This window comes from Gemmatimonadaceae bacterium (genome assembly GCA_020851035.1).
GTDB lineage: Bacteria > Gemmatimonadota > Gemmatimonadetes > Gemmatimonadales > Gemmatimonadaceae > JACMLX01.
This window is the reverse complement of record JADZDM010000006.1, coordinates 26976-47475: the sequence shown is the minus strand read 5'-3', so window position 1 is coordinate 47475 and position 20500 is coordinate 26976. Positions and strand designations below refer to the sequence as shown.

Below are 20500 nucleotides of genomic sequence, written 5' to 3'. Positions count from 1 at the left end.
AACGCCCGGGAGGGCGGCGTCACCCGCCCTGGAAGCGCACGGCGGCGCGCAGCTGCTGCGCCAGCGTCCGCGTGTCGGTGGCGGGGAGCTCGCAGGTGTGGCCGCGGCAGACCCACGCGGTCGTCCGGCCCGCTGCCGTCGTCCGGCCGCGCAGCAGGGCCGGCACCGCCGGATCCGTCGCGGCCCCTGCGCCTGACCGCGCCAGCGTGAGGGCGGGGACGTAGGCCCTGTTGACCGTCGCCAGGAAGTCGTCGTCGCCGTCCGGTCCACTCACCAGTGCCACTTCCACGCCGCCATGCACCCAGCGGTCGGCGACGCCGAGCCAGTGGCCGAACCCCAGCGGGTGGTCGGCCATCGTTGCCGCCACGGCCTCGAGGTGTTGCCCCACGATCGCACGGTACTCCGGCATGTCGTCGAGCGTGGCAAGCTGCAGCAACACGTCGCAGGCCAGTGCGGCGCCGCACGGCGTGGCGTTGTCGGTGAGCTCGCGCGGCCGGGTGATGAGCGCCTCGTGATCGCGCGCCGTGTCGTAGAAACTGCGCGCCTGCGGGTCGTGGAAGTCGCGCACCATCGCCACGGCGAGGCGGCGCGCGTGCTGCAGCGCGTCGAGCGAGCCGGTGCAGGTGTAGAGCGCGAGCAGTCCCGCGATGACGGCCGCCTGGTCGTCGAGGTAGCCGGGGGTCAGGCGGCTCCCCTCGATCCAGCTCCGGCCCACACGGTCGCCGTTGCACATCGTCGTCGTCAGGAACGCCGCCAGCCGTGTGGCGGCGCGGAGGATGCCAGGGTCTCCGAACACCCGCGCCGCTTCCGCAAGCGCGGCGAGCATCAGCCCATTCCACGCGGCCACGCGTTTCCGGTCGGTGGCCGGTGGCACGCGCCGGGCCCGTGCCTGCAGGAGCCGCTGCCGCACGCGCACCATCCGCGCGGACACCTCGTCCAGCGGCATCGCCAGCCTGGCGGCCACGAATTCCAGCGACATCGCCTGCACGAGGATGGATTTCCCCTCGAAGTTCCCGCCCGCCGTGACGCCGAACGCCAGCTCCGCCAGCGGCGCATCGTCGCCCAGCAGGGCGCGCAGCTCGTCGCGCGTGAAGGTGTAGTAGCGCCCTTCCTCGCCCTCGCTGTCGGCATCGATGCTGGCGTACAGGCTGCCGTCACCGGCCGTCATCTCGCGCATCACCCATCCGATCACATCGCGGGTGGCCCGCTCGATCTCGGCGCTGCCGGTGGATTGCGCCAGGTGCACACCCAGCCGGGCGAGCAGGGCGTTGTCGTAGAGCATCTTCTCGAAGTGCGGCACCACCCACGCGCGGTCGATGGCATACCGTGCGAACCCGCCGCCGAGCTGGTCGAAGATGCCGCCCTGTGTCATCGCCAGCCACGTGTCGGTCACCACGCCGAGGGCGCCGTCGTGGGCGTGACGCGTGCCGTGGCGCAGCAGGAAGTCGAGAGCCATGGCCTGCGGGAACTTCGGCGCGGTGCCGAAGCCCTGCGCCTCGGCATCGTGCTGCGCGAGGGTCGCCGCTGCCGCGTCGTGCAGCAGCGCGGCGGTCACGCGCCCCGACGGGGTGAGTGGCGCGCTGGCGTTGGCGTACAGGTCGCGCAGCGTGGTGGCGGTGGCCGTCACCGCCTCGCGTCGCGTGGTCCAGGCGCTGGCGACACTCTGCATCAACCGCGTGAAGCTGGGAATGCCCTGGATGTCCGCCGGCGGAAAGTAGGTGCCGCCGTAGAACGGCTCGCCGTCGGGGGTCAGGAACACCGTCATCGGCCAGCCGCCGCGACCGGTCATCGCCTGAACCGCCTGCATGTAGATCGCGTCCACGTCGGGGCGCTCCTCGCGGTCCACCTTCACGTTCACGAACAGCCGGTTCATCACGGCGGCGGTGGCGGCGTCCTCGAACGACTCGTGCGCCATGACGTGGCACCAGTGGCACGCCGCATACCCGATGCTGAGCAGGATCGGGCGGTCCGTCCCCCGGGCTGCCGCGAAGGCTGCCTCCCCCCACGGATACCAGTCGACCGGGTTGTCGGCGTGCTGGCGAAGGTAGGGGGAGGCTTCCGAGGCGAGTCTGTTTGGCATGCAAGCGTTACTTGCGGAAAAGGTTCTGGCTGGCTTGGGTATAGCGCACTCAACGTAGCGCGCCGGCACGTCCCCTCCGCTCGACGCCACTTCCATCCGTTCACGCGTGGCCGAACGAACGCCGAAAGAGGTCCTGTCGCAGGTGAACCGGGCACCGCGCTGCAGGCGCGTCCTGTGCCCGGTCACGCGCCGTGCGCTGGTGCTGCGCAGCCGGCTTCGCGCCGTCTGCGTGCGGGACCTGCTCCTGCCCGCGGCGGTGACGCTGCTGGTGGTCGGCACGGCGTTCGTGGCGCAGTCACCGCTGCGGGATGCGGCCACGCACGGCGAGGTGCAGGGCATGCGTCTCGACATCGGCCGCGATCTGGTGCTCCTCGGCCCGGTGGCGGCGCTCTTCGACATGCATGCGCTGCTCACCGTGCCACAGCACATCGCCGTGATCCTCACCCTGCTGGTCGGCTTCGTGGCCTGGCGATGCGTGGCCTTCGCGCGCTGCACGAGCTGGCCGGTCTGGCGGCGCGAGTGTGGTGGGCTGCTGGTCGTGGTGCTGCTGGCGCCGGTGCTGGCGATGCTCGTGAACGTGCTCGTCCCCCGCCCGATGGCACGACTCGAGGTGGATGATCCGGATGTGGTGGTGGTGGACGTGCACGCCCACACGGCGTCCTCGCACGACGCGCGCCCTGACTGGACCCCGGCCCGCGTGCGCGAGTGGCACCGCGCGAGCGGCTTCGACGTGGCCTACATCACGGACCACAAGCGATTCGGCGGCGCGTTCGACGCCGTCGCCACGAACCCGAAGCGCGCGGGCGACGGGGTGGTGCTCCTCTCCGGGCTGGAGCTCCGCAGCGGGGGCCAGCACATCAACGTGCTGTCGATGACGCCGGCGGAATCCACGTTCATCGTCGCCGGCGATCACGTCACCCGAGGCCTCGTGCTGGCCGGCGGGCGCCCGCCGGTGATCGTGCAGACGATCCCGTTCCGCATCCCGATGTTCGCCGGCGACGGTCAGGACTCGCTTCCCCGCACCAACGCCATCGAGATCAACGATGGCGCACCGAAGGGGCTCACGATGGGCCTCACGCGGCATGCCGAGCTCCTGCACCTCGCCGACTCGCTGAACCTCGCGCTGGTGGCGGGTTCCGACAACCATGGGTGGGGACACACCGCCAGCGGCTGGACGCTGGTGCGGCTGCCGGGCTGGCGCGACCTCACGCCGGCGGCACTCGCCGTGCGGCTCGAGACGGCGTTGCTGCGTGGGCGCACCGCCACGCAGGTGGTGGAGCGCCGGACGCCACTGCTGCTGTCGGCGCCCGAGGTGGCACTCACCGTCCCGGTGATGGTGCTCACCACGCTGCGTGGCCTCACGCTCCCCGAACGTCTGAGCTGGGTGGCGTGGGCATGGAGCGTCCTGCTGGTGCGGCTCGGCATCCGGCGCGCGGCGCTGGTGTCGCTGGCACGGGCGCGTGAGCGGCGGCAGCAGCGGCGCCAGCGCCTGCGCATCGTGCCGGTCGGCGGCGCGATGGGCCTGCAGCGCTGACCCCTTCCCGTCATATTCGGGGACGCGCCGCGGCGGTCGTGCCCGGTGCATCCACCCCGGTGTGCCCACCGAGTCCCGATCATGCCCGCGGCCGTCGCCCCCGATCTCGAACACTTCCTCGCCGGCGCTTCCGCGCGCATCCACGGCGAGCTGCACGACTTCCTCCGCATCCCGAGCGTGAGCGCCAGCAGCGAACACATCGCCGACGTGCGCCGTGCCGCGGAGTGGGTCGCCGCCCAGTGCACCGCCATCGGCCTCACCACCGCCGAGGTGATCGACACCCGGGGCCACCCGATCGTGCTGGCCGAGTGGCGTGGCGCGCCGGGCAAGCCGACGGTGCTCATCTACGGGCACTACGACGTGCAGCCACCCGAGCCGCTGGAGCTCTGGACGTCGCCGGCGTTCGAACCCACCGTGCGCGACGGCAAGCTCTTCGCCCGCGGCAGCGTGGACGACAAGGGGCAGCTCTTCCTGCACCTGAAGGCCCTCGAGGCGCACCTGCAGGCGCGTGGCACGCTGCCGGTGAACGTGATCGTGCTGGCCGAGGGTGAGGAGGAGGTGGGCAGCGAGAACCTGTCGCCGTTCATCGCCGAGCACGCCGCGCGCCTCAAGTGCGATGCGGTCGTGATCTCCGACTCGACGATGTTCGCGCCCGGCCAGCCGTCGATCCTCAGCTCGCTGCGCGGCCTGGCGTACTTCGAGATCCGCGTGACGGGACCGCAGTCCGACCTGCACAGCGGCATGTACGGCGGGGCGGTGGTGAACCCGGCGATGGAACTGGCACGCATCCTGGCCACGCTGCACCACCCGGATGGCCGCATCGCGATCCCGGGCTTCTACGATGCCGTGTTGCCATTCCCCGACGCGGTGCGCGAGCAGATGCGCGGCCTGCCGTTCGACGAGGAGCACTTCCGCGCGGAGGTGGGTGCGCCGGCCCTCGGCGGCGAACAGGGCTACACCGTGCTCGAGCGCCTCTGGACACGCCCGACGTGCGAGGTGAACGGCCTGCTCAGCGGCTACACCGGTGAGGGGGCGAAGACGGTGCTGCCGTCGCACGCGATGGCGAAGGTGAGCTGCCGCCTGGTGCCCGACCAGGATCCCGCCGTCATCGAGCAGCTGATGCACGACCATGTGCACGCGGTGAAGGGCGCGGGCGTGACGGTGGAGGTGGAGCACCTCCACGGCGGCAAGCCGTGGCGTGCGGAACTCCATGGGCCGATCTTCGATGCCGCTCGTCGCGCGCTCACGGCGGCATTCGGGACGGAACCGGTGATCACCGGCGAGGGGGGCTCGATCCCGGTCGTCGGCGACTTCCAGCGCCTGTTGCAGGCGCCCGTGCTGCTGGTGGGATTCGGCCTGCCCGGCGAGAACGCACACGCCCCCGACGAGTGGATCAGCGTCGAGAACTTCGAGCTGGGCATGCGCGCCATGGCCGCCCTCTGGGACGAGCTGGCCAGCACGTGAGCATGGCACGCCGGGCGGCACTCGCCCTGTTCGGTTCACTCGCGTCCGCGCTGGCTGGCTGCCACCGCGGCGGTGCGCGCCCGCTCACCGACGGCGACCGCATGCGTGTGTACGCTGCCGTGCTGCAGGAGGTGCAGGGTGAGTCGCGCGACTCGTCGGCCCGCCTCGCCGTGATCGACACGCTCATGCCCGGCGACCTGATGGCCGACCAGGTGGACTACGTCAGCTCGCGCCTGCACGTCGATCGCGCACTCGTCGCCGCACTCCTCGATGCGCAGCGTGCGGCAGCGGAGCGATTCCCGCGCTCGATCCTCCCCGATGGACGCGCGCTGGTGCTGTCGTTCGGCCATCTGGATTCGCTGCGCCGGGTGGCGCGCGCCGCGACTGCCGCGCGGACGTCACCAGGCACCAGCAGCGACCTGTTCTGGAAGAACTGGCGCGAGCTCTACCCGGAGTCGCCAGGCTTCGTGATCCTCTCACCGGCGTCGATCTCGCCCGATGGGCGTGACGCCCTGGTGTACGTCACGCGGTCGTGTGGCTCACTCTGCGGGACCGGCGAGATCCGTCACCTGCGCCGTGACGCACGGGGCCAGTGGCGGACGGCCGGGACACTCGAGCTGTGGGTGAGCTGAGCGCACGCGGCCAGCCCTACCACTTCCACTCGCGCGAGATGAACAGGCCGAAATTCTGCAGGCCGTTCGCCCGCTGCGGATCGAGCGACTGGCTCTGCAGCAGGAACCGCGGGCCGAAGGTGGTCTCGATGCGGTACCCCTGCGGCAGGCGGTACTCCCAGCGCACACCAAGCGGCGAGATGGATCCCTCGGATGAGAAGTTGCCCGGGCTCAGCGTCAGCACCGCGTAGCTGCGGGTGCCGAAATAGCGGCCGTACTCGAGCTCCGTGGACAGCAGCACCGCCTTGTAGCCTTTCAGCACCGACTGGAACTCCACCGACGAGCCGGTGGACGTGATGTTCAGCACGTCGGCGCCGAGATAGCGCGCGAGGTTGCCCTCGGCGCTGTTGAGCGCCATGCCGATGCCCACCGAGGTCAGGAACCGGTTGGCCTGCGCGGCGCCCGCTCCGATCAGCCCACCGCCGCTGCTGGTGCCACCCGTGCCCGAGCCGAACTGCGTGAGCAGCGACCCGCTGCTGCTGCCGAACGCGAGGTAGCTGATCAGGTCCGTCTGGGCCAGCGGTGGTTGTGCATCGCTTTCCAGCGAGAGGCGCGGCCGCAGCACCGTGCCGCCGATGTTCAGCCGGATCGCCAGCGCCTGCTGCGACGCCTGCCGCACCTGGTACTCGGCGACGGCCTGCAGCAGCGGGTTCAGGTCGGAGGTGCCGAGGAACGTCGCCGAGCCGCGCACGATGTTGAAGCGCTTGGTCAGGAACTCGTACTGGCCGCGTTCCGACGCCACCACCCCGTCCAGCGTGACGCTGCCGGTGACGGGGTTGAGCGCCACCTGCAGCTCACCGTCGGTGAAGATCTCCACGTTGGCCACGCTGTTGCGCACCCACACGTCGCGGTCGATGCGCGCCACCACCGACGTGGTGAGCCCGCGCACGAAGTCCGACGGGGGCACCACCAGCCCCCGCTCCACGGCCTGTGTGCTGTCCACCGCGCCAAGCACGGCGGGATCGTTCGCGTTCAGGACCTCGGTCACGCGGCGCTCCTCGGCCAGGCGGTAGACGCCCTCGCGCACGCGCAGGCTGCCCTCCAGCGACGCCCCCTTGTACGGCCCGGTGAGCGTGAGGTCGGCGTAGCCGCGGATGCGGCCGAGGTCCCCGTCCAGCACGCGCGCGTTGCGCGCCACCAGCTTGAGGTCGAACGCCGGGTTCGTCAGCGGCGAGAGCCCGACCCCGCCACTCACCTTGATCGTGCCGTCGCCGCTCAGTGCACGAACGGAGTCCACCACGATCGAGTCACCGCGGAAGTGCAGGTCGCCGGCGATGCCGCGCACCGGCAGCTGTGCGGCGACGATGTAGGCCTCTCCCTTCCGGAGCTGCATGCTGCCGTCGAAGGTCAGCCGGTCGGGCAGGGTGCCCGTGATCTTCACCCGGCCGACCGTCTCTCCCTTGACCCCGGTCACCGACGCGCTCAGCGCCGGCAGGATGTCCAGCGGCAGCGAGTCGAGCCGGATGTCGGCGATCATCGGGCTGTCGAGCAGCCGCTTCGGCGCACCGCTCAGCGCGAGGTCCACCGGCACGGTGGCGTCGGCGCGCGCATTCGGCTGCTGGCCGGGACGCCGCACCTCGGCGTATGCCACCGCCTTGCGATCCTCGTAGTTCATCCGCGCCCGGAACTCCGGGAGCGGCAGGCTGTCGTAGACCACGTCACGCACCGCGCCGAGGAACGAGATCTTCGGCGCCTTCGCCGTGCCGTCCACGTACAGGTCGGCGGACACGCGACCGTCCACCGGCGACACGGTCTGCGCCAGGTCGGCCAGGTCCCAGAGCTGCGTGTTCCGGATCGCCACTGTCATGTTCGTGGCGCCGGCGGTGTCGATGACCGCATCCACCTGCAGGCGCGCGTCGCCGTCGGTCTGCAGCGCCAGCGAATCGAGCACGAAACGACCCTGTGACCAGCTCGCGCGCCACGGGTACGGGTTTGCCCACTGCGACGACGGCAGCACCAGCGTGGTGCTGTCCACCCGCGCCAGGTACCGCGCCGAGTCGATCACCAGCCCACCCTTGAGTGCGACGGCGGTCGAATCCAGCAGGTGAAGGCCGATCGACAGGTCGCCGGTGCCGGTGGCGAGCGTGTTCTGCCGCCACCGGTACGCCGCGGCCACGTCCAGCGAGTCGACGTTGTAGCCCGATGCCGTGATCCCGCGCGCGTCGGCCAGGAACCGTGCCGAGGAGCTGTCGGTGAGGAGGTGCGTCCAGGCGGGCCGCATCGACAGGGCCTCGACGCTCTGGCCGGCGAGGAACAGGCGCCTGCCGTCCAGCACGCCGTCGCCGCTGATGTCGCGCAGCCAGCCGTCCAGGGTCAGCGTCAGCGTCGCCTCACCCGCCAGCGAGTCGGCCCGCAGCGGGAGCGGCGTCTGCACCTTCAGCGCGAGTGGTGCGAGGCCGCGGGCGGCCCGCTCCACCTCGGTGCGTCGCGCCAGCGCGATGGAGTCGGCGCGCTGGCGGCGCAACGACCGCATGATCGCGGCCGGCGTCTGCGTGATGAGGGACGTGTCGGTCGGGAAGTACGGGCGCAGCCGCTGCAGCGAGTCCACGTGGATCATCGCCGCGAGGGTCCCCGTGCGTCCCTCGCGCAGGCCGAACGTGCCCGAACCGCTGCCCACCGCGCCACCCACGCGCAGCAACAGCGTGTCCAGCGTCAGCAGCCCGTCGTGCGCCGACGCCACCATCGTCACGGTGTCCACGCGCACGCGGTCGATCTCCGACGCGCGCAGGTCCAGGATCACGCGCCCCTCGATGTCCGCCACGGTCGTGCCGCGCGCATCCACCTGCGCGTAACCCACCAGCCGGGTGGCGATCGCGGTCGGCACCAGCCGGCGCAGGTCGAGCGAGTCGGCGGTGAGCGTGACGTTGGCATGCGTGGCACCGCGCTCCGGCACGCCGAACCGTCCGGCCACGCGCAGGCCGCCGGCACTGTCCACGCGGAAGTCACCGTCGATGCCCATGTCCGACAGGGCGCCGCGCAGCGTGAGCGTCCCCGTCGCATTGCCGCGCAGGTCCAGCGCGGGGGCGAAGCGGCCCATCGCCGGCAACGACAACGGCTCGAAGCGCAGGCGCGCGTCCACCCGCGGCTCGATGCCGGCGATGTTCACCCGCGCGGTGCCGTCGATGTGCGACTGCTGCCCGTCCACGCGATGCACGAGCGCCAGGCGCGTGTCCATCCACGCGTCGGTGCGGCCGTTCACCGTCACCAGCCCACCGATGCGGCCGCCGAGCGGTGCCAGTGCCTCGCTCGCGAGCGTGACCGGCAGCGGCGCGACGTCCAGCCGCAGGTTCCGCGTCACCACCGCCCCGCGATCCACGCCGGCGCCGCCGCGCGCCCGCACCGCCAGCAGCCCCGCCTGCCGGTCCGCGAAGCGCAGGTTCGCGTCGATCGTCGCCTGCGTCAGCGGTCCCTTCGCCACCAGCGTGCCGCTGAGCACCCCCTCCCGCGGGATCTGCACGTCGGGGAGCAGCCTGCGCACCAGGCGCGTGTCGAGGTCGGACAGGCGCACGGCCACGTCGTTGAAGTGCGTGTCGTCCTTGTCGAAGCCGAAGTCCAGCGTGCCGGCCAGGCGCGCCTGCTCCAGGGCCAGCGAGAGGCCGGTCATCCGCACGTCACTGGTGAAGCCGTCCAGCACGTACCGCACGTCACCGATCGCCCCGGTGGCCCCAGTGGGCAGCAGCGGCACCAGCCAGCGCCAGTCGTCGGTCAGCAGCGCCGGCGACCGCGCCTCGATGTGCGCGTTGCCGCTGACCATGTCGTACTGCCCGCTCAGGAACGCGCGCGAGCTGGGGAGCTGCGCCGACACGTGGCTGAACCAGAGCGAGTCCTTGTCCACCTCCACCGTGCCGGCGATGTCGCGCAGGTCGAGGACGGGCGGGTGGAATGGCTTGATCGTGCCGGAGCCGCTGGCGATGCGGTACAGTTGCGACGTCGTGCCTGGATACTTGATGCGCGCGTACGGCGCGTCGAGCGTGACGTGCTCCAGGACCGTGACGCGCTGGTAGCCGCCGGGCACCGCGCGCACCACCGGGCGCAGCGTGCCCTCGAGGGCGAGCTGCAGCACCGAGTCGCGCCCCTTCGCGTCGCGCCACGACTCCACGGCGTACGGGCTGCGCGCGGTGAGCGTGGCGTCGAGCAGCTTCACGTTGCGCAGCTCGACCCAGTCCCCGAACTGGCGTTGCGGGCCACGCGGGCGACTGGTGGTGTCGGGAAAGAGGATCGCGTCCCAGTTCCAGCGGCGCCCGGGGAGCCGGTCGAGCACGATCACCGGCCGCTCGGCCACCACGTCGTCGAGGATCACGCGACGGTTCCACAGGTCGGCGATGCGATACTTCGCCCGGATCATCGGTGCGGTGATGAACGGCGCCCCCGCCGAGTCGGTGATCACCACGTTGCGGATCGTCGCGCCACCGAAGACCGATCCCTCGATGGGGCCGATCGAGACCCGGCCCGCGAACTGGTGGTTGAGCGCCTCCTGCACGTAGGCGCGGATCTTCTCGCGCCCCCACGCGGTGCGCGGCAGGTACGCCACCGCCGCCACCGCCAGCAGCAGCCCGCTGCCGGCGGTGACCGCGAGTGCCGCCGCGACCTTCCTGCGCCGCGTCAGAACGCCTCCCCGATCGAGAGGTGCAGCGTGAGACGGTCGAACACGCCACTCAACCCGGTGCCGTTGGCGGGATTGAACGAGCGGGTGGTGGCGAGCTGGTACAGTCCCGCGGTCGCCGTGCGGGGCGGCAGCCAGCTCGCGTCACGCGCCGCGAGTTCCGTGATCACCGTCAGGTTCTCGCGGCCGCGCGGATTGTAGCCCAGGTCCACGCGGATCGGGCCGACGGGGCTGGTGAAGCGCACCCCGACGCCGGGCGTGAACACCGCCGGCGTGCCGCCGAACTTCGCGCCCACGGCACCGGCATCGATGAAGGCGGCGACCGTCAGCGGCCCCCAGAACCGGTACCGCGCCTCGATCGACCCCTCGATCATCGTCTCGGCGCCGAGCGGCTTCGGGAGGAAGTCGCCATCGTCGAAGTCCGACAGCCGCCGCGTGGTGTCGAGTGGCGCGCGGCCGGCCGGCTCGGTCGGGCACTCCGGCAGCGAGAGTGCCGGGTCGCAGGGCAGGCGGCGCCCGGACAGCGTGTCGCCCACGGCGAAGTACCGTGCGAAGGTGGCGGAGTCGGGCTGGAACCGCGTGCGTGCGATCACCAGCACGCGCGGGCCGAGCTGGTTCTCGCCGTAGCCGCGCACCGACCGTGCGCCACCGGCATAGAAGCGCTTCCGCGGCAGGATCACGGCGCCCGCGCCGTCGGTGCTGCGCACGATCCCCGCGCGCGCGTGCACCGCCACCGTGAGCTTCTCGCTGGCGTGGAAGTACTTCGATCCCTCCACCTCGATGCGGCCGTAGCCGAACTGGGAGCCGGTCCAGCCATCGGCGTACTCCAGCTCCGCGCGCCAGGTGAAGCCACGCGTCGGGCCGATCGGGTCGTCGCGCCGGTCGGTGCTGGCGGTGATCGCCAGCGGCGACAGCCGCTGCGTGCGCTCGAGCACGCGCAGCGAGGTCTCGTCGCAGACGCCGAAGTTCACGCAGAAGTAGGTGTCGGCGGCGCTCACGTTCGTGAACTCCAGGCGGTACTGGAGGCTGAGCGGGATCGTGCGGGTCACGTTGCGCGTGAAGCTCGCGCCCACCCCGCCTCCCTGGTCCACGAACACGCCCGGCGACGAGCGGCGATAGGCGAAGGCGCTCAGGCCGGTCTGGTTGCGGCTGTCGCTGAGCCAGCGGCGGCGGACGTCCGCGTTGAGCTGGAAGGTCGGCTGCAGGTACTTCGGCGAGTTGCTCAGCAGGATGCCCTTCGGCAGCACGTTCTTGAACGGCCACTGGCCGTTGAACTGGGACGCGAGCAGGTTGCCGAGGGTGCCCTGCAGGCTCAGGCGGCCGGCGTTGCTGCGGAAGTTCGCGTCAGTGTAGCGGGCGTCGAGCTGCAGGAAGTCCACCGTGCTCACGCCGCCGGTCACGCGGAACGACTTCGGCTGCAGCTCCTCCACCACCGCGACCAGCCGCTTCAGCGAGTCGGCGCTGCCCGCCTCCACGCGCACCACCGCCCGCTTGAAGAACCCGGCCTCGTACAGCGCACGCTGGCTCTCGATCACCCCCGAGCGGGAGAAGACGTCGCCCTGCTTCACGCGCATGGTGTTCGCCACCACCCGCGGATCGTAGTGCTCGGTCCCTTCCACCCGCACGGCCTCCACCCGCGTGATGTAGAGCTTCTTCACCTCCAGCGACACCACCGCACGCGGGTTGTCCGCATCCACCATCGCCACCGGCGTCACCATCACGTCGCCGTAGCCCTCGGCATCCAGGTGTGCGGTGATGTGCACGGCAATCGAGTCGAGCTCGATCAGGTCGAGCGGCTCGCCCACCTTCACGGTCACCAGCGGGCGCAGGTCGTGGCGGTCGAGCAGGGAGTCGAGTGGGCCGAGGCGCAGCTCGCCGATCAGGGTCGGCGGGCCCTCGGTCACCTTCAGGCGCAGGTCGACGCCGCCCTTGTCGCGCTTCACCAGCTCGGGCACCACCTGCGCCGCGCGCCACCCGCGCTTCCAGTAGAGCACGCGCAGGCGCAGCAGGTCGCGGTCCAGCTCGGCCCGGTCCAGCCGCTCGACCTTCTTCAGCAGCGGGATCGGCACTCCCACGATGGTGCGCGAATGGGTGGCGCGCGTCACGATCGCCGCCTTCAGGTCGGTGGTGCTGATGTGCGTGTTGCCATCCACCTTCACCGAGTGGACCACCGGTCGGTCCACCACGCGCGTGAGCGCCTGCGCGCCAGCGACCCCGGCATTCGCCGCAGCGCCGATCCCGAGCAGCACAAAGCCCGTCGCAGCCGAGGCGCGACGGGCGTTGTACGAGAGTCTTCCCAGCAGCGTCAAAGTCCGGCCAGTAGCGCGTCGTTGTTCGGTGTTGCCGCGATGCGCTTGATCAGCCATTCCATCGCCCCCATCGGCGGCATCTGCTGCAGTCCGCGGCGCAGCATGTAGATCGACTGCACCTGCTCCGGCTTATAGAGCTTTTCCTCGCGCCGTGTTCCGCTGGCCGGGATGTCGATGGCCGGGAAGATGCGCCGTTCGGCGAGGCCGCGATCGAGCTTGATCTCGCAGTTGCCCGTGCCCTTGAACTCCTCGAAGATCACGTCGTCCATGCGCGAGCCGGTCTCGACCAGCGCGGTGGCGATGATCGTGAGGCTGCCACCGCCGTCCTCCGGTGCCACGTTGCGCGCCGAGCCGAAGAAGGCCTTGGGCTTCGCCATCGCGTTCGCGTCAAGGCCGCCGGACATCGTGCGGCCGGTGCCCCGGTTGGCGGTGTTGAAGGCGCGACCCATGCGGGTGATCGAGTCCAGCACGATCACCACATCCTTGCCCATCTCCACCAGGCGATGCGCCCGCTCGGTCACGATCTCGGTCACGTCCACATGGCGCTGTGCCGGCTGGTCGAAGCTCGAGGCGATGACCTCACCGACTTCCCATGAGATCGCCTCGCTCACTTCCTCGGGGCGCTCGTCCACCAGCAGCAGCATCAGGATCGCGTCGGGGTGGTTCAGGTGCACTCCCTCGGTGATCGCCTGCAGCAGCGTCGTCTTGCCGGCCCGTGCCGGCGCCACGATGAGCGCGCGCTGGCCATAGCCGATCGGCGCGATGAGGTCGATGGCGCGACGCGTGATCTCCGGCCCCACCTTCGCCGGCCGCCCCGTCTCGAGCGTCAGACGCTTGTTCGGGTACGAGGCGGTGAGGCTCTTGAAATCCTTGCGGCGCACGTTCGGGTCCGGCGCCATCTCGTTGATCGACGTGATCTCGCACACCGTCGGGCGACGACGCTGGTCGTGGCCCCAGGCGGCGGTGATCAGGTCCGCACGCCGGAGCTGGAACTGGCGCGCCAGCCAACCGGGGATGAACGGGTCGCCCGGCGTGGGCAGGTAGCTCGCGGAACCGCGGCGGATGAATCCGCCGTCGCCACGCGCGGGGTCGTACCACCCCGTGATCGTCGCCTCGGCGGTGACGATGCTCGATCCCGGCTGCTCGACGCCACGATCCTGGCGGTCCTGCCGCTCCGGCCGCGGTCCGCGCTCATGGCGCTCGTTCCGGGGCTGCTGCCGATCGGTGTTGTTGTTGTTGCTGTTGTTGCCGTTGTTGCGATCCGGTCGCGGCCCACGCTCGTGACGCGGCGCGTTGTGCGCGGCCGGCGCGTCACCACCTTCGGCGCCCTCACGGAAGCGGTTGCGACCGCGCCCGCGCCGGCGCTGGAACCGCCCCCGTCGCTCGTTGCGGTCGACCGGACGGTCCGCGTTCCGCTCCGGTCCGCGCTCGGCCACTCGATCGACTGCGGTGTCCGAAGATGGCGCGCTGTCCTGCACCACCGGCTCGGCACGCGGCTCGGTGCGCGGCTCGGTCTGGGCGTCGGCAGCCGGCGTGCGCGGCTCGCGGGGGGGCCGCTCGCGCGGTGTGCGCTCACGGGGGGCTCTCGGCTCGCGTGCATCGGCGCGAGGGGCGGGGTCTGCTGCCACCGGTGCAGCAACCACCGGCGGGGGCGGCGTCTCGACCGTCGCGTCGGCGGCCGGCGGCTTCTTTGCTCTCGACGCCCGGGGCTTCTTCTCGGGGGCGGCGCCCTCCGCGGTTCTGGAAGCCGGCGCGGACTTCACCGCGGACTTCACCGCGGCGGGCGCGTCACCACTGTCTTTGTACGGGTTCGGCTCGTCGCCCTGCGCGGACTTGCGCGGGGAACGCGGACCGCGCCCCGGGGCGGGGCGGCGACGCTCGGTCATGTCATCCATGTGCTGCGTGGTTTACTGGGGCACGTCACGGTGGGAAATCACCGGCGCGCCAGGATGCACGCGACTCGCGCGACACCCCTTCGGAACAATCACGGCATCCGGCGACACGCCACCGGGATCGGTGCGCGGGCGCGGGACTGCCATGATGGAAAAATCTGGCCGGGTCGTGACCCGAGGCACTTCGATCCTGCACTGGAACGCTGCGACGGCACGTCGGAGCGACGATCGCGGACTGCTCACCGACCGCGACGGAACCCACACACTGCGATTGGTGAGAGGCACTCAGGCGGGCGGGCAATCGGCCACACCGACCTCGGATGCTCGTGTTCGGGGCGGAACCCGCGTGGACTCGCAGGGCTTCCAACGCACAAACGCGTGAGCGAGAGTATCGTCACCCGCCGCCGCGAGCGCAAGCCATCCGCCAAGGATCGGCTCCGCCGCGCAACGGCCGGCACTGGTCGTTCCTACCCCGCACCGGCCGGTTCCATCCATCCGGCCGCCCCGCCACCATGCCGCGACGCCGCACGAGCCCGCACGCCGGCATCCGCCGGGGAGCCCCGATTCCGCACCGGTTCCGTAGCTTTGGGCCATGACGACGCACAGCGATCCCCGCGAGGCCGTGGCGCACGCCGTGGCCGAATATCAGGCCTCCGCCGATACCGGCGCCCTCTTCGCCGCACTCGATCACATCGCCGCGTCCGCCATGCCCGACGCACTGATCGCGGCGGCCGAGCCGTATCGCACCATCCCTGAGGTCGCCGGCCCGATATATGAGAAGATCGTCGCTGCCCAGCCCGGAAATGCGCGTGCACTCGTGATCCTCGCGAATGCCTACTGGCTCTCCGGACGCGGCAGCGAGGCCACTGGCGAACTCGCGCAACGCGCCATCGCCGCCGATCCGTCCAATCGTGGCGGCTGGCACATGTGGGCACTCACCGAGAGTGATCCGCGCGACCGCATGACGCGCTGGAAGCAGGTCGTGGACCGGTTCCCCGGCGACGAACTGGCGATGGCCAACCTCGCCGACAACGCCGCCGCGCTCGCCGGCGCCGAGAAGGACTACGACGCGCTCGACCTGGCCGTGTACACGTACGAGGCGCTGCTCGCCCGTGCCACCGAGCCCACGCAGCGCGAGGCCCTCGACACCGCACTCCGCTCGCTGCGCGGCTGGAAGTTCTGAGCTGCCGGCGCCGATTCGCCTTCCCCTTCCGTCACCGACCGTGCCCCGCTCCGACACCACGCCGCCCCCCACGCCCCGCGAGACGCAGGCCTACTGGTCGCCACGCCTGCGGGGCGGCGCCACCGTGATCGCCGGGACCCTGGCCTACGGAGCCCTCGACGGTGCGTTCGGCGGCGCCGGCGGGTTCGGCACCGCCGTCGTCGGCATGCTCGGCTCGCTCGGCATGATGGGCGTGGTCTGGTGGCTCGAGCGGCGCCGCGCCGAGAAGGCCGCGGCGCGGCCAGACTAGCGCGGCGCCGCGCCCGGCACGGTGTACACGGTCCCGGTGCGGTCGAACCGCGCGAGCAGCGAGTCCACCGAGTCGTGGAACACGTTGAATCGCTTGATGCTGTGCGCGTCGAACGTGGAGTCGAACGGACTCACGCTCGGCCCGCCCGACACCTCCAGGATCGCGTCGTAGTCGTAGCGCGTGACCACCCCCGTCTTCGGGTCCGTCCACGACCCGCGGCGCGCCAGATCGCGGTTCTTCGGCCACACGCCAAGCGGCAGCGCGAACGTCCGCACCTTGTAGCCCGGAACGGCGGAGTCGATCGCGAGCTGGCCCCGCGCGATCTGCTCCTGCACGAACGCGTCGGGGTACTTCGCCAGGTTCGCGTGCCAGAGCGTGTGATTGCACAACTCGAATCCCTGCGCGTGCAGGAACTGCAGCTTCCGGAATCGCCACGCCGTCTGCTGCCCCTCGATGCCCTTGTCTCCGAAGAAGCTGCGGCCGGCCGCCGCCCCGCTCAGCAGGCAGAACGTGGCACGCGGCTTCCAGTCCGGGTGCGCCTTCGAAAAGGCCAGCCAGATCCCGACGGCGCTTTCCGGATCCACCTCGAGCGCGCCGTTGCGCTCGAGGTAGCGGAACTGCGAGGCCGAGGCGTCGTCGAAGGTGAACACCACCGGCTTCCGGCCCGCCGGCACGTCGATGCGCCGGTCCACCAGCTGCGCCACCGTGATCGGGCGGTAGCCGTGCGCGTAAAGTGTCTCGAGGGTGTGCCGGAAGCGCGCCCGCGTGATCGACCAGGTCGCATCGGTGTCCACCACCAGGTGCACCATCAGGACCGGCACCTTGCCGGTCGATCCCGCACTCGCGAGGGTCACGGGTCCCCAGTCGGCGTTGGGCGGTGCCGTGGCCGCGGTGCTGTGGCCCGCCGTGGCGGTGGCCGGCACGCCGGAACCTGGGGACTGGGAGTTGCAGGCTGCCATGAGCAGGCTGCTGCACAGCACGAACGTGGTACGCGACACGATCACGGAACGGGGGCTGGAGCGGCGGCACCGTCACCTCGGCGTGGCGGGCCCGGGGGCAACCTACTCCCGCCACCCAGCCCGCGCGCTTCGCAGCCCGGGCCCGGCCGCTTCCGTCAGCCGCGGCGTGACGACGGGCTCCCGCGCAGCAGCTGCAACCCGTGCGTCGCCGCGGCGTCGTATCCCGGAAAGACCCGCCCCATGTAGCGCACCCCACCGAGGTGGCCGGCGACGATCTCGCTGAACACGGCCCGGAAGTCGGTGGTGAGTGCGAGGTCACGCCCCTCGTTCAGCACCTCCGGCGCCAGGCCCGGCCAGCGCCCGTGCACCGCGCGCCCGTTCACCGCCCCGCCGATGGCGAACATCGAGCCCGCATGCCCATGATCGGTGCCCCCGTTGCCGTTCTCCCGCGCCGTGCGCCCGAACTCGGTCATCGTCAGGATCACCACGTCCGCCATCCGGTCGCCAAGGTCCGCCACCAGCGCCGCCACGCCATCCCCGAGCTCGCGCAGGCGATTGGCGAGCTGGCCGGTGGCGCCACCCTGGTTCACGTGCGTGTCCCACCCCCCGATGTCGGCGAAGGCGATCTCGAGACCCACGTCACTCTTCACGAGTTGTGCGATCTGCCGCAGCCGGCGACCGAACTCGGTGCCGGGATACGACGCGCCGTTCGCCGGCGCGTACTGCTGGGGATTGGCGGCCCGCAGCATCTTCACCGCCTCGAACGTGTCGCTCCCGGTGGCGTGGATCACGTCCGCCCGTCCGGTGCGGTACAGCGCCTCGAGGCGTTCCGCCTGTGTGCCCGTGGCGCGCACGGTGAACTCCTCCAGCGAGTTCATCGCCACCACCGGGCTCGGTCCCTCGAGGATGCGCGGCATCTGCGGCGTGAGTGACACGGCCTTGAACGGCACCGCGCCACACCCGGAGGCCGCCTCGCAGGTGCCCGACACCGCGAGATAGCGGTTGAGCCAGCCGTCGGTGGTGCCCTTCCGGTCCGGCGTGCCGCTCTCCATGTAGTCCTGCGCATCGAAGTGCGACCGCGTGCTGCTCGGGCTGCCCACGGCCACGATCGGCGCCAGCAGCCCGCGATCGTAGAGTGGCTTGAGTGCACGCAGCGACGGGTGCAGGCCGAACTCGCCGTCGAGATCCAGTGCGCCGGCAGCGCCCGCGGCCAGCGAGGGGCGCGCGATCGCGATGCTGGGGCGCAACTGGTAGTACGCCGGGTCACCGTGCGGCACCACCACGTTCAGCGCATCCGCCGCCCCCCGCTGGAAGATGCAGATCAGCACCTTGCCCTTCGCCGCGCCCGGCAGCGGCATGCCGAACGTCGTGCGACGCAGGAACGACGGGTTGAGGCCCATCGTGACCAGTGCCATGGCGCCGGAGCGCATGAAGACGCGGCGATGCATCAGGACTCCTGAAAAGAGGGGCGGGTCATCATCGACGCTGGAACTCCGGCGACCCGAGCGCCAGGCCGATGACCTGCACCAGGCCACCCCCATCGGTGCGGCGCGGTGCCATCACCGCTGCCGGCAGCGCCGTGTCTGCCACCGCACGCGCACGCTCCAGCATCGGGTGGTCGCCGCTCTGCAGGATCGCGCGCATGTCCGCGCTCACCGTGCCACCGAGGAGGGCGCGCACCACCCCGTCCACCTGCTGGTCGCGCGGCAGCGGCTCGAGCGTGGCGTAGGTGGGCCACTCCCGCACCCGCACGCCGGGCACGCTGCCGGCGGCGAGCGCCATGCCGAAGTTGATGCGGTTGAGGATCGCGCCGGTGTTGATCCAGCCATCGCCCAGCTCGGGCCAGCCATTCGGCGCCTGGTGCTGGAAGATCGGCTGGCCCAGCCGCGCCACCAGCGCCGCCGTCCGCGGGCTCGTGTCCACCGGGGCGTCGAGCGCGCGGAGTGCGCTCACCACGACCTCGAACGGCGACTTCACCTTCGCGCGCCACGCCGCCGCCGCGAAGAACTCCTCGCTCGTGACGATGGTGCGCACCACCTCGCGCAGGTCGCCGTCGGTGCGCGTGAACGTGGCGGCGGCGCGCGCCACCAGGCTGGCCGGCGGCGTGTCGCTCACGAACCGCTGCACCAGCTTCGAGGCGATGAAGCGCGCCGTCGCGGGCTGCCGAACGAGCAGGTCCAGCAGTCGTTCTCCCTCCGCCACCCCGACGCCGGCGGGGAATGCCGTGCCGAGCACCACCTTCGCCCCCGCGTCGTGCAGCGCGGGATTGAAGCGGAAGGCTGCCGCCTCGTTCAGCCGCTCGATGGTCCACCCGGTGAGGATCCGCGCGGCCTCCGACACGTCCTGCTGCGTGTAGCCGCCATCCACGCCCATCGTGTGCAGCTCCATCAGCTCGCGCGCGTAGTTCTCGTTCAGGCCGCGCCGGCGCTGCTGCAGCCGCGCGACCAGCGTGTCGCGCCGGTCCGCCTGCATGCCCGCCAGGGCCGGCGCGCGCTGCACGGCGCGACGTTGCGCGGCGCGCGCTGCCCGCACCGGCACCAGGCGCGGGCGGCCGCTGTCGGCGGCACTCTCCCAGTTGTCCAGGTAGAACAGCATCGCGGGGCTGTGCGCCACTGCGCCGAGCAGCGTACGGAACTTCCCCAGCACATGCGGGCGGATCGCGTCGCGCTCGTACGACACGAGATAGTGGCGCATCGCCGCACCCTTCCCGGCGTACACGCTGAAGTGGTTCAGCCAGAAATCGGTCAGCACTTCGTCGAGCTGGCGTTCGCTCGCCAGCGCCCGCGCCACCCGTGCGGACACCAGCTGCTGCCCCACCACCTGGGCGCGACGCCGTGCCATCTGGTATGCCAGCGAGTCGTCCCGCGTGAAGGGCTGTGAGTCGCGTCGTGCACCTGCCGCCGCCTGCCGCAGCAGGCGGCGCAGCACCGGGTTGGGCGGGAAGCTGTCCAGCAGCACCGGCAGTGGCATCGCCAGCGTGCCGTACCGCCCGGCTGCCGCCTCGCCGGCCGCATCGCTGATCCGCTTCGGCTCGAGCTGCAGCGCGATCCAGCGATCCACCCCGACCTCGCGCACGCGCTGCACGTCACCCGGTCGCGGCCCGAACGCCAGCCGGTTCAGTGCATGCAGCACCTGCTGGTCGGCCGTCTGTTCACGCGCCGCCACGCTGACGGCATCCGGTGTCGGCAAGCCCTGCGCCGCAGCTGCGGCCGCGCCCGCCGGCGTGCCGCCCGCACCCGTTGCGCACGCCGCGGCGAGCGCCAGGAGGCCTGGAACGATCGTGAGGCGCAACGGCAGCGTGGCATGTCTCGGCACGGACTGGCTCGGCACGGACTGGCTCCTGGTTCCGGATTCACTCGGACGGACTGTGCAACGCAGACGTCGCGCCGCGCACTTCGTTAACGCCGTTCCGGACTGGATGCACATGGCGGGTCGTGTCGCGCCCCGGTGCCTCGGGTCCGGCACACCCGCGCTCGCCGCTGTGACACCCGGACCCGCAGCCGCGTCTGCTGCAGA

The 20500-nt window shown here is 71.4% G+C and carries 12 protein-coding genes; 5 read left to right on the top strand and 7 right to left on the bottom strand.

Annotated elements, in window-relative coordinates; translation table 11 throughout:
* Positions 1–19: 19 nt before the first annotated feature.
* Positions 20–2080, bottom strand: a complete 2061-nt coding sequence (locus IT355_06480; GenBank protein ID MCC7052897.1) for a thioredoxin domain-containing protein — start codon at positions 2078–2080, stop codon at positions 20–22.
* Positions 2081–2186: 106 nt separating this feature from the next.
* Here IT355_06480 and IT355_06475 point away from each other — a divergent pair, with 106 nt between their 5' ends.
* The 3 genes from IT355_06475 (at position 2187) to IT355_06465 (ending at position 5710) form a co-directional block, all read left to right on the top strand.
* Entirely contained in the window at positions 2187–3614 is a 1428-nt protein-coding gene (locus IT355_06475) for a hypothetical protein (protein ID MCC7052896.1), read from the top strand.
* A gap of 81 nt (positions 3615–3695) precedes the next feature.
* Positions 3696–5078, top strand: coding sequence for a dipeptidase (locus IT355_06470; GenBank protein ID MCC7052895.1), 1383 nt, complete (start codon positions 3696–3698; stop codon positions 5076–5078).
* 2 nt (positions 5079–5080) lie between these two features.
* Complete coding sequence (locus IT355_06465; protein ID MCC7052894.1) at positions 5081–5710, top strand: hypothetical protein; 630 nt, start codon at positions 5081–5083, stop codon at positions 5708–5710.
* 16 nt (positions 5711–5726) lie between these two features.
* Here IT355_06465 and IT355_06460 read toward each other — a convergent pair whose 3' ends face one another.
* The 3 genes from IT355_06460 to rho all read right to left on the bottom strand — a co-directional run bounded on the left by IT355_06460 (position 5727) and on the right by rho (position 14547).
* The gene (locus tag IT355_06460) at positions 5727–10280 is read right to left on the bottom strand and encodes a translocation/assembly module TamB domain-containing protein (protein MCC7052893.1); all 4554 of its coding nucleotides are present in this window, start codon (positions 10278–10280) and stop codon (positions 5727–5729) included.
* A gap of 71 nt (positions 10281–10351) precedes the next feature.
* Positions 10352–12661 (bottom strand): BamA/TamA family outer membrane protein, encoded by a 2310-nt coding sequence (locus IT355_06455; GenBank protein MCC7052892.1) that lies wholly within the window; start codon positions 12659–12661, stop codon positions 10352–10354.
* The gene (gene rho / locus IT355_06450; GenBank protein ID MCC7052891.1) at positions 12658–14547 is read right to left on the bottom strand and encodes a transcription termination factor Rho; all 1890 of its coding nucleotides are present in this window, start codon (positions 14545–14547) and stop codon (positions 12658–12660) included. Before rho ends, IT355_06455 begins: the two co-directional genes overlap by 4 nt.
* Before the next feature lie 598 nt (positions 14548–15145).
* Between rho and IT355_06445 the strand changes: the two genes are divergently transcribed.
* Together IT355_06445 and IT355_06440 are read left to right on the top strand one after the other, a co-directional pair.
* A complete protein-coding gene (locus tag IT355_06445) occupies positions 15146–15736 on the top strand; it encodes a hypothetical protein (protein MCC7052890.1) in 591 nt (196 codons plus the stop codon).
* 40 nt (positions 15737–15776) lie between these two features.
* Positions 15777–16025, top strand: a complete 249-nt coding sequence (locus tag IT355_06440) for a hypothetical protein (protein MCC7052889.1) — start codon at positions 15777–15779, stop codon at positions 16023–16025.
* On the opposite strand, the gene IT355_06435 is transcribed toward IT355_06440, so the two are convergent.
* From IT355_06435 to IT355_06425, 3 genes are all read right to left on the bottom strand, one after another.
* Positions 16022–17023 carry a polysaccharide deacetylase family protein gene (locus IT355_06435; GenBank protein MCC7052888.1) on the bottom strand — a complete coding sequence of 334 codons (1002 nt, stop codon included), beginning with the start codon at positions 17021–17023 and terminating at the stop codon, positions 16022–16024. The genes IT355_06440 and IT355_06435 overlap by 4 nt on opposite strands.
* Positions 17024–17139: 116 nt before the next feature.
* Positions 17140–18432, bottom strand: a complete 1293-nt coding sequence (locus IT355_06430) for a DUF1501 domain-containing protein (protein MCC7052887.1) — start codon at positions 18430–18432, stop codon at positions 17140–17142.
* 28 nt (positions 18433–18460) lie between these two features.
* Positions 18461–20314 carry a DUF1800 domain-containing protein gene (locus tag IT355_06425; protein MCC7052886.1) on the bottom strand — a complete coding sequence of 618 codons (1854 nt, stop codon included), beginning with the start codon at positions 20312–20314 and terminating at the stop codon, positions 18461–18463.
* Between the last annotated feature and the right edge of the window lie 186 nt (positions 20315–20500).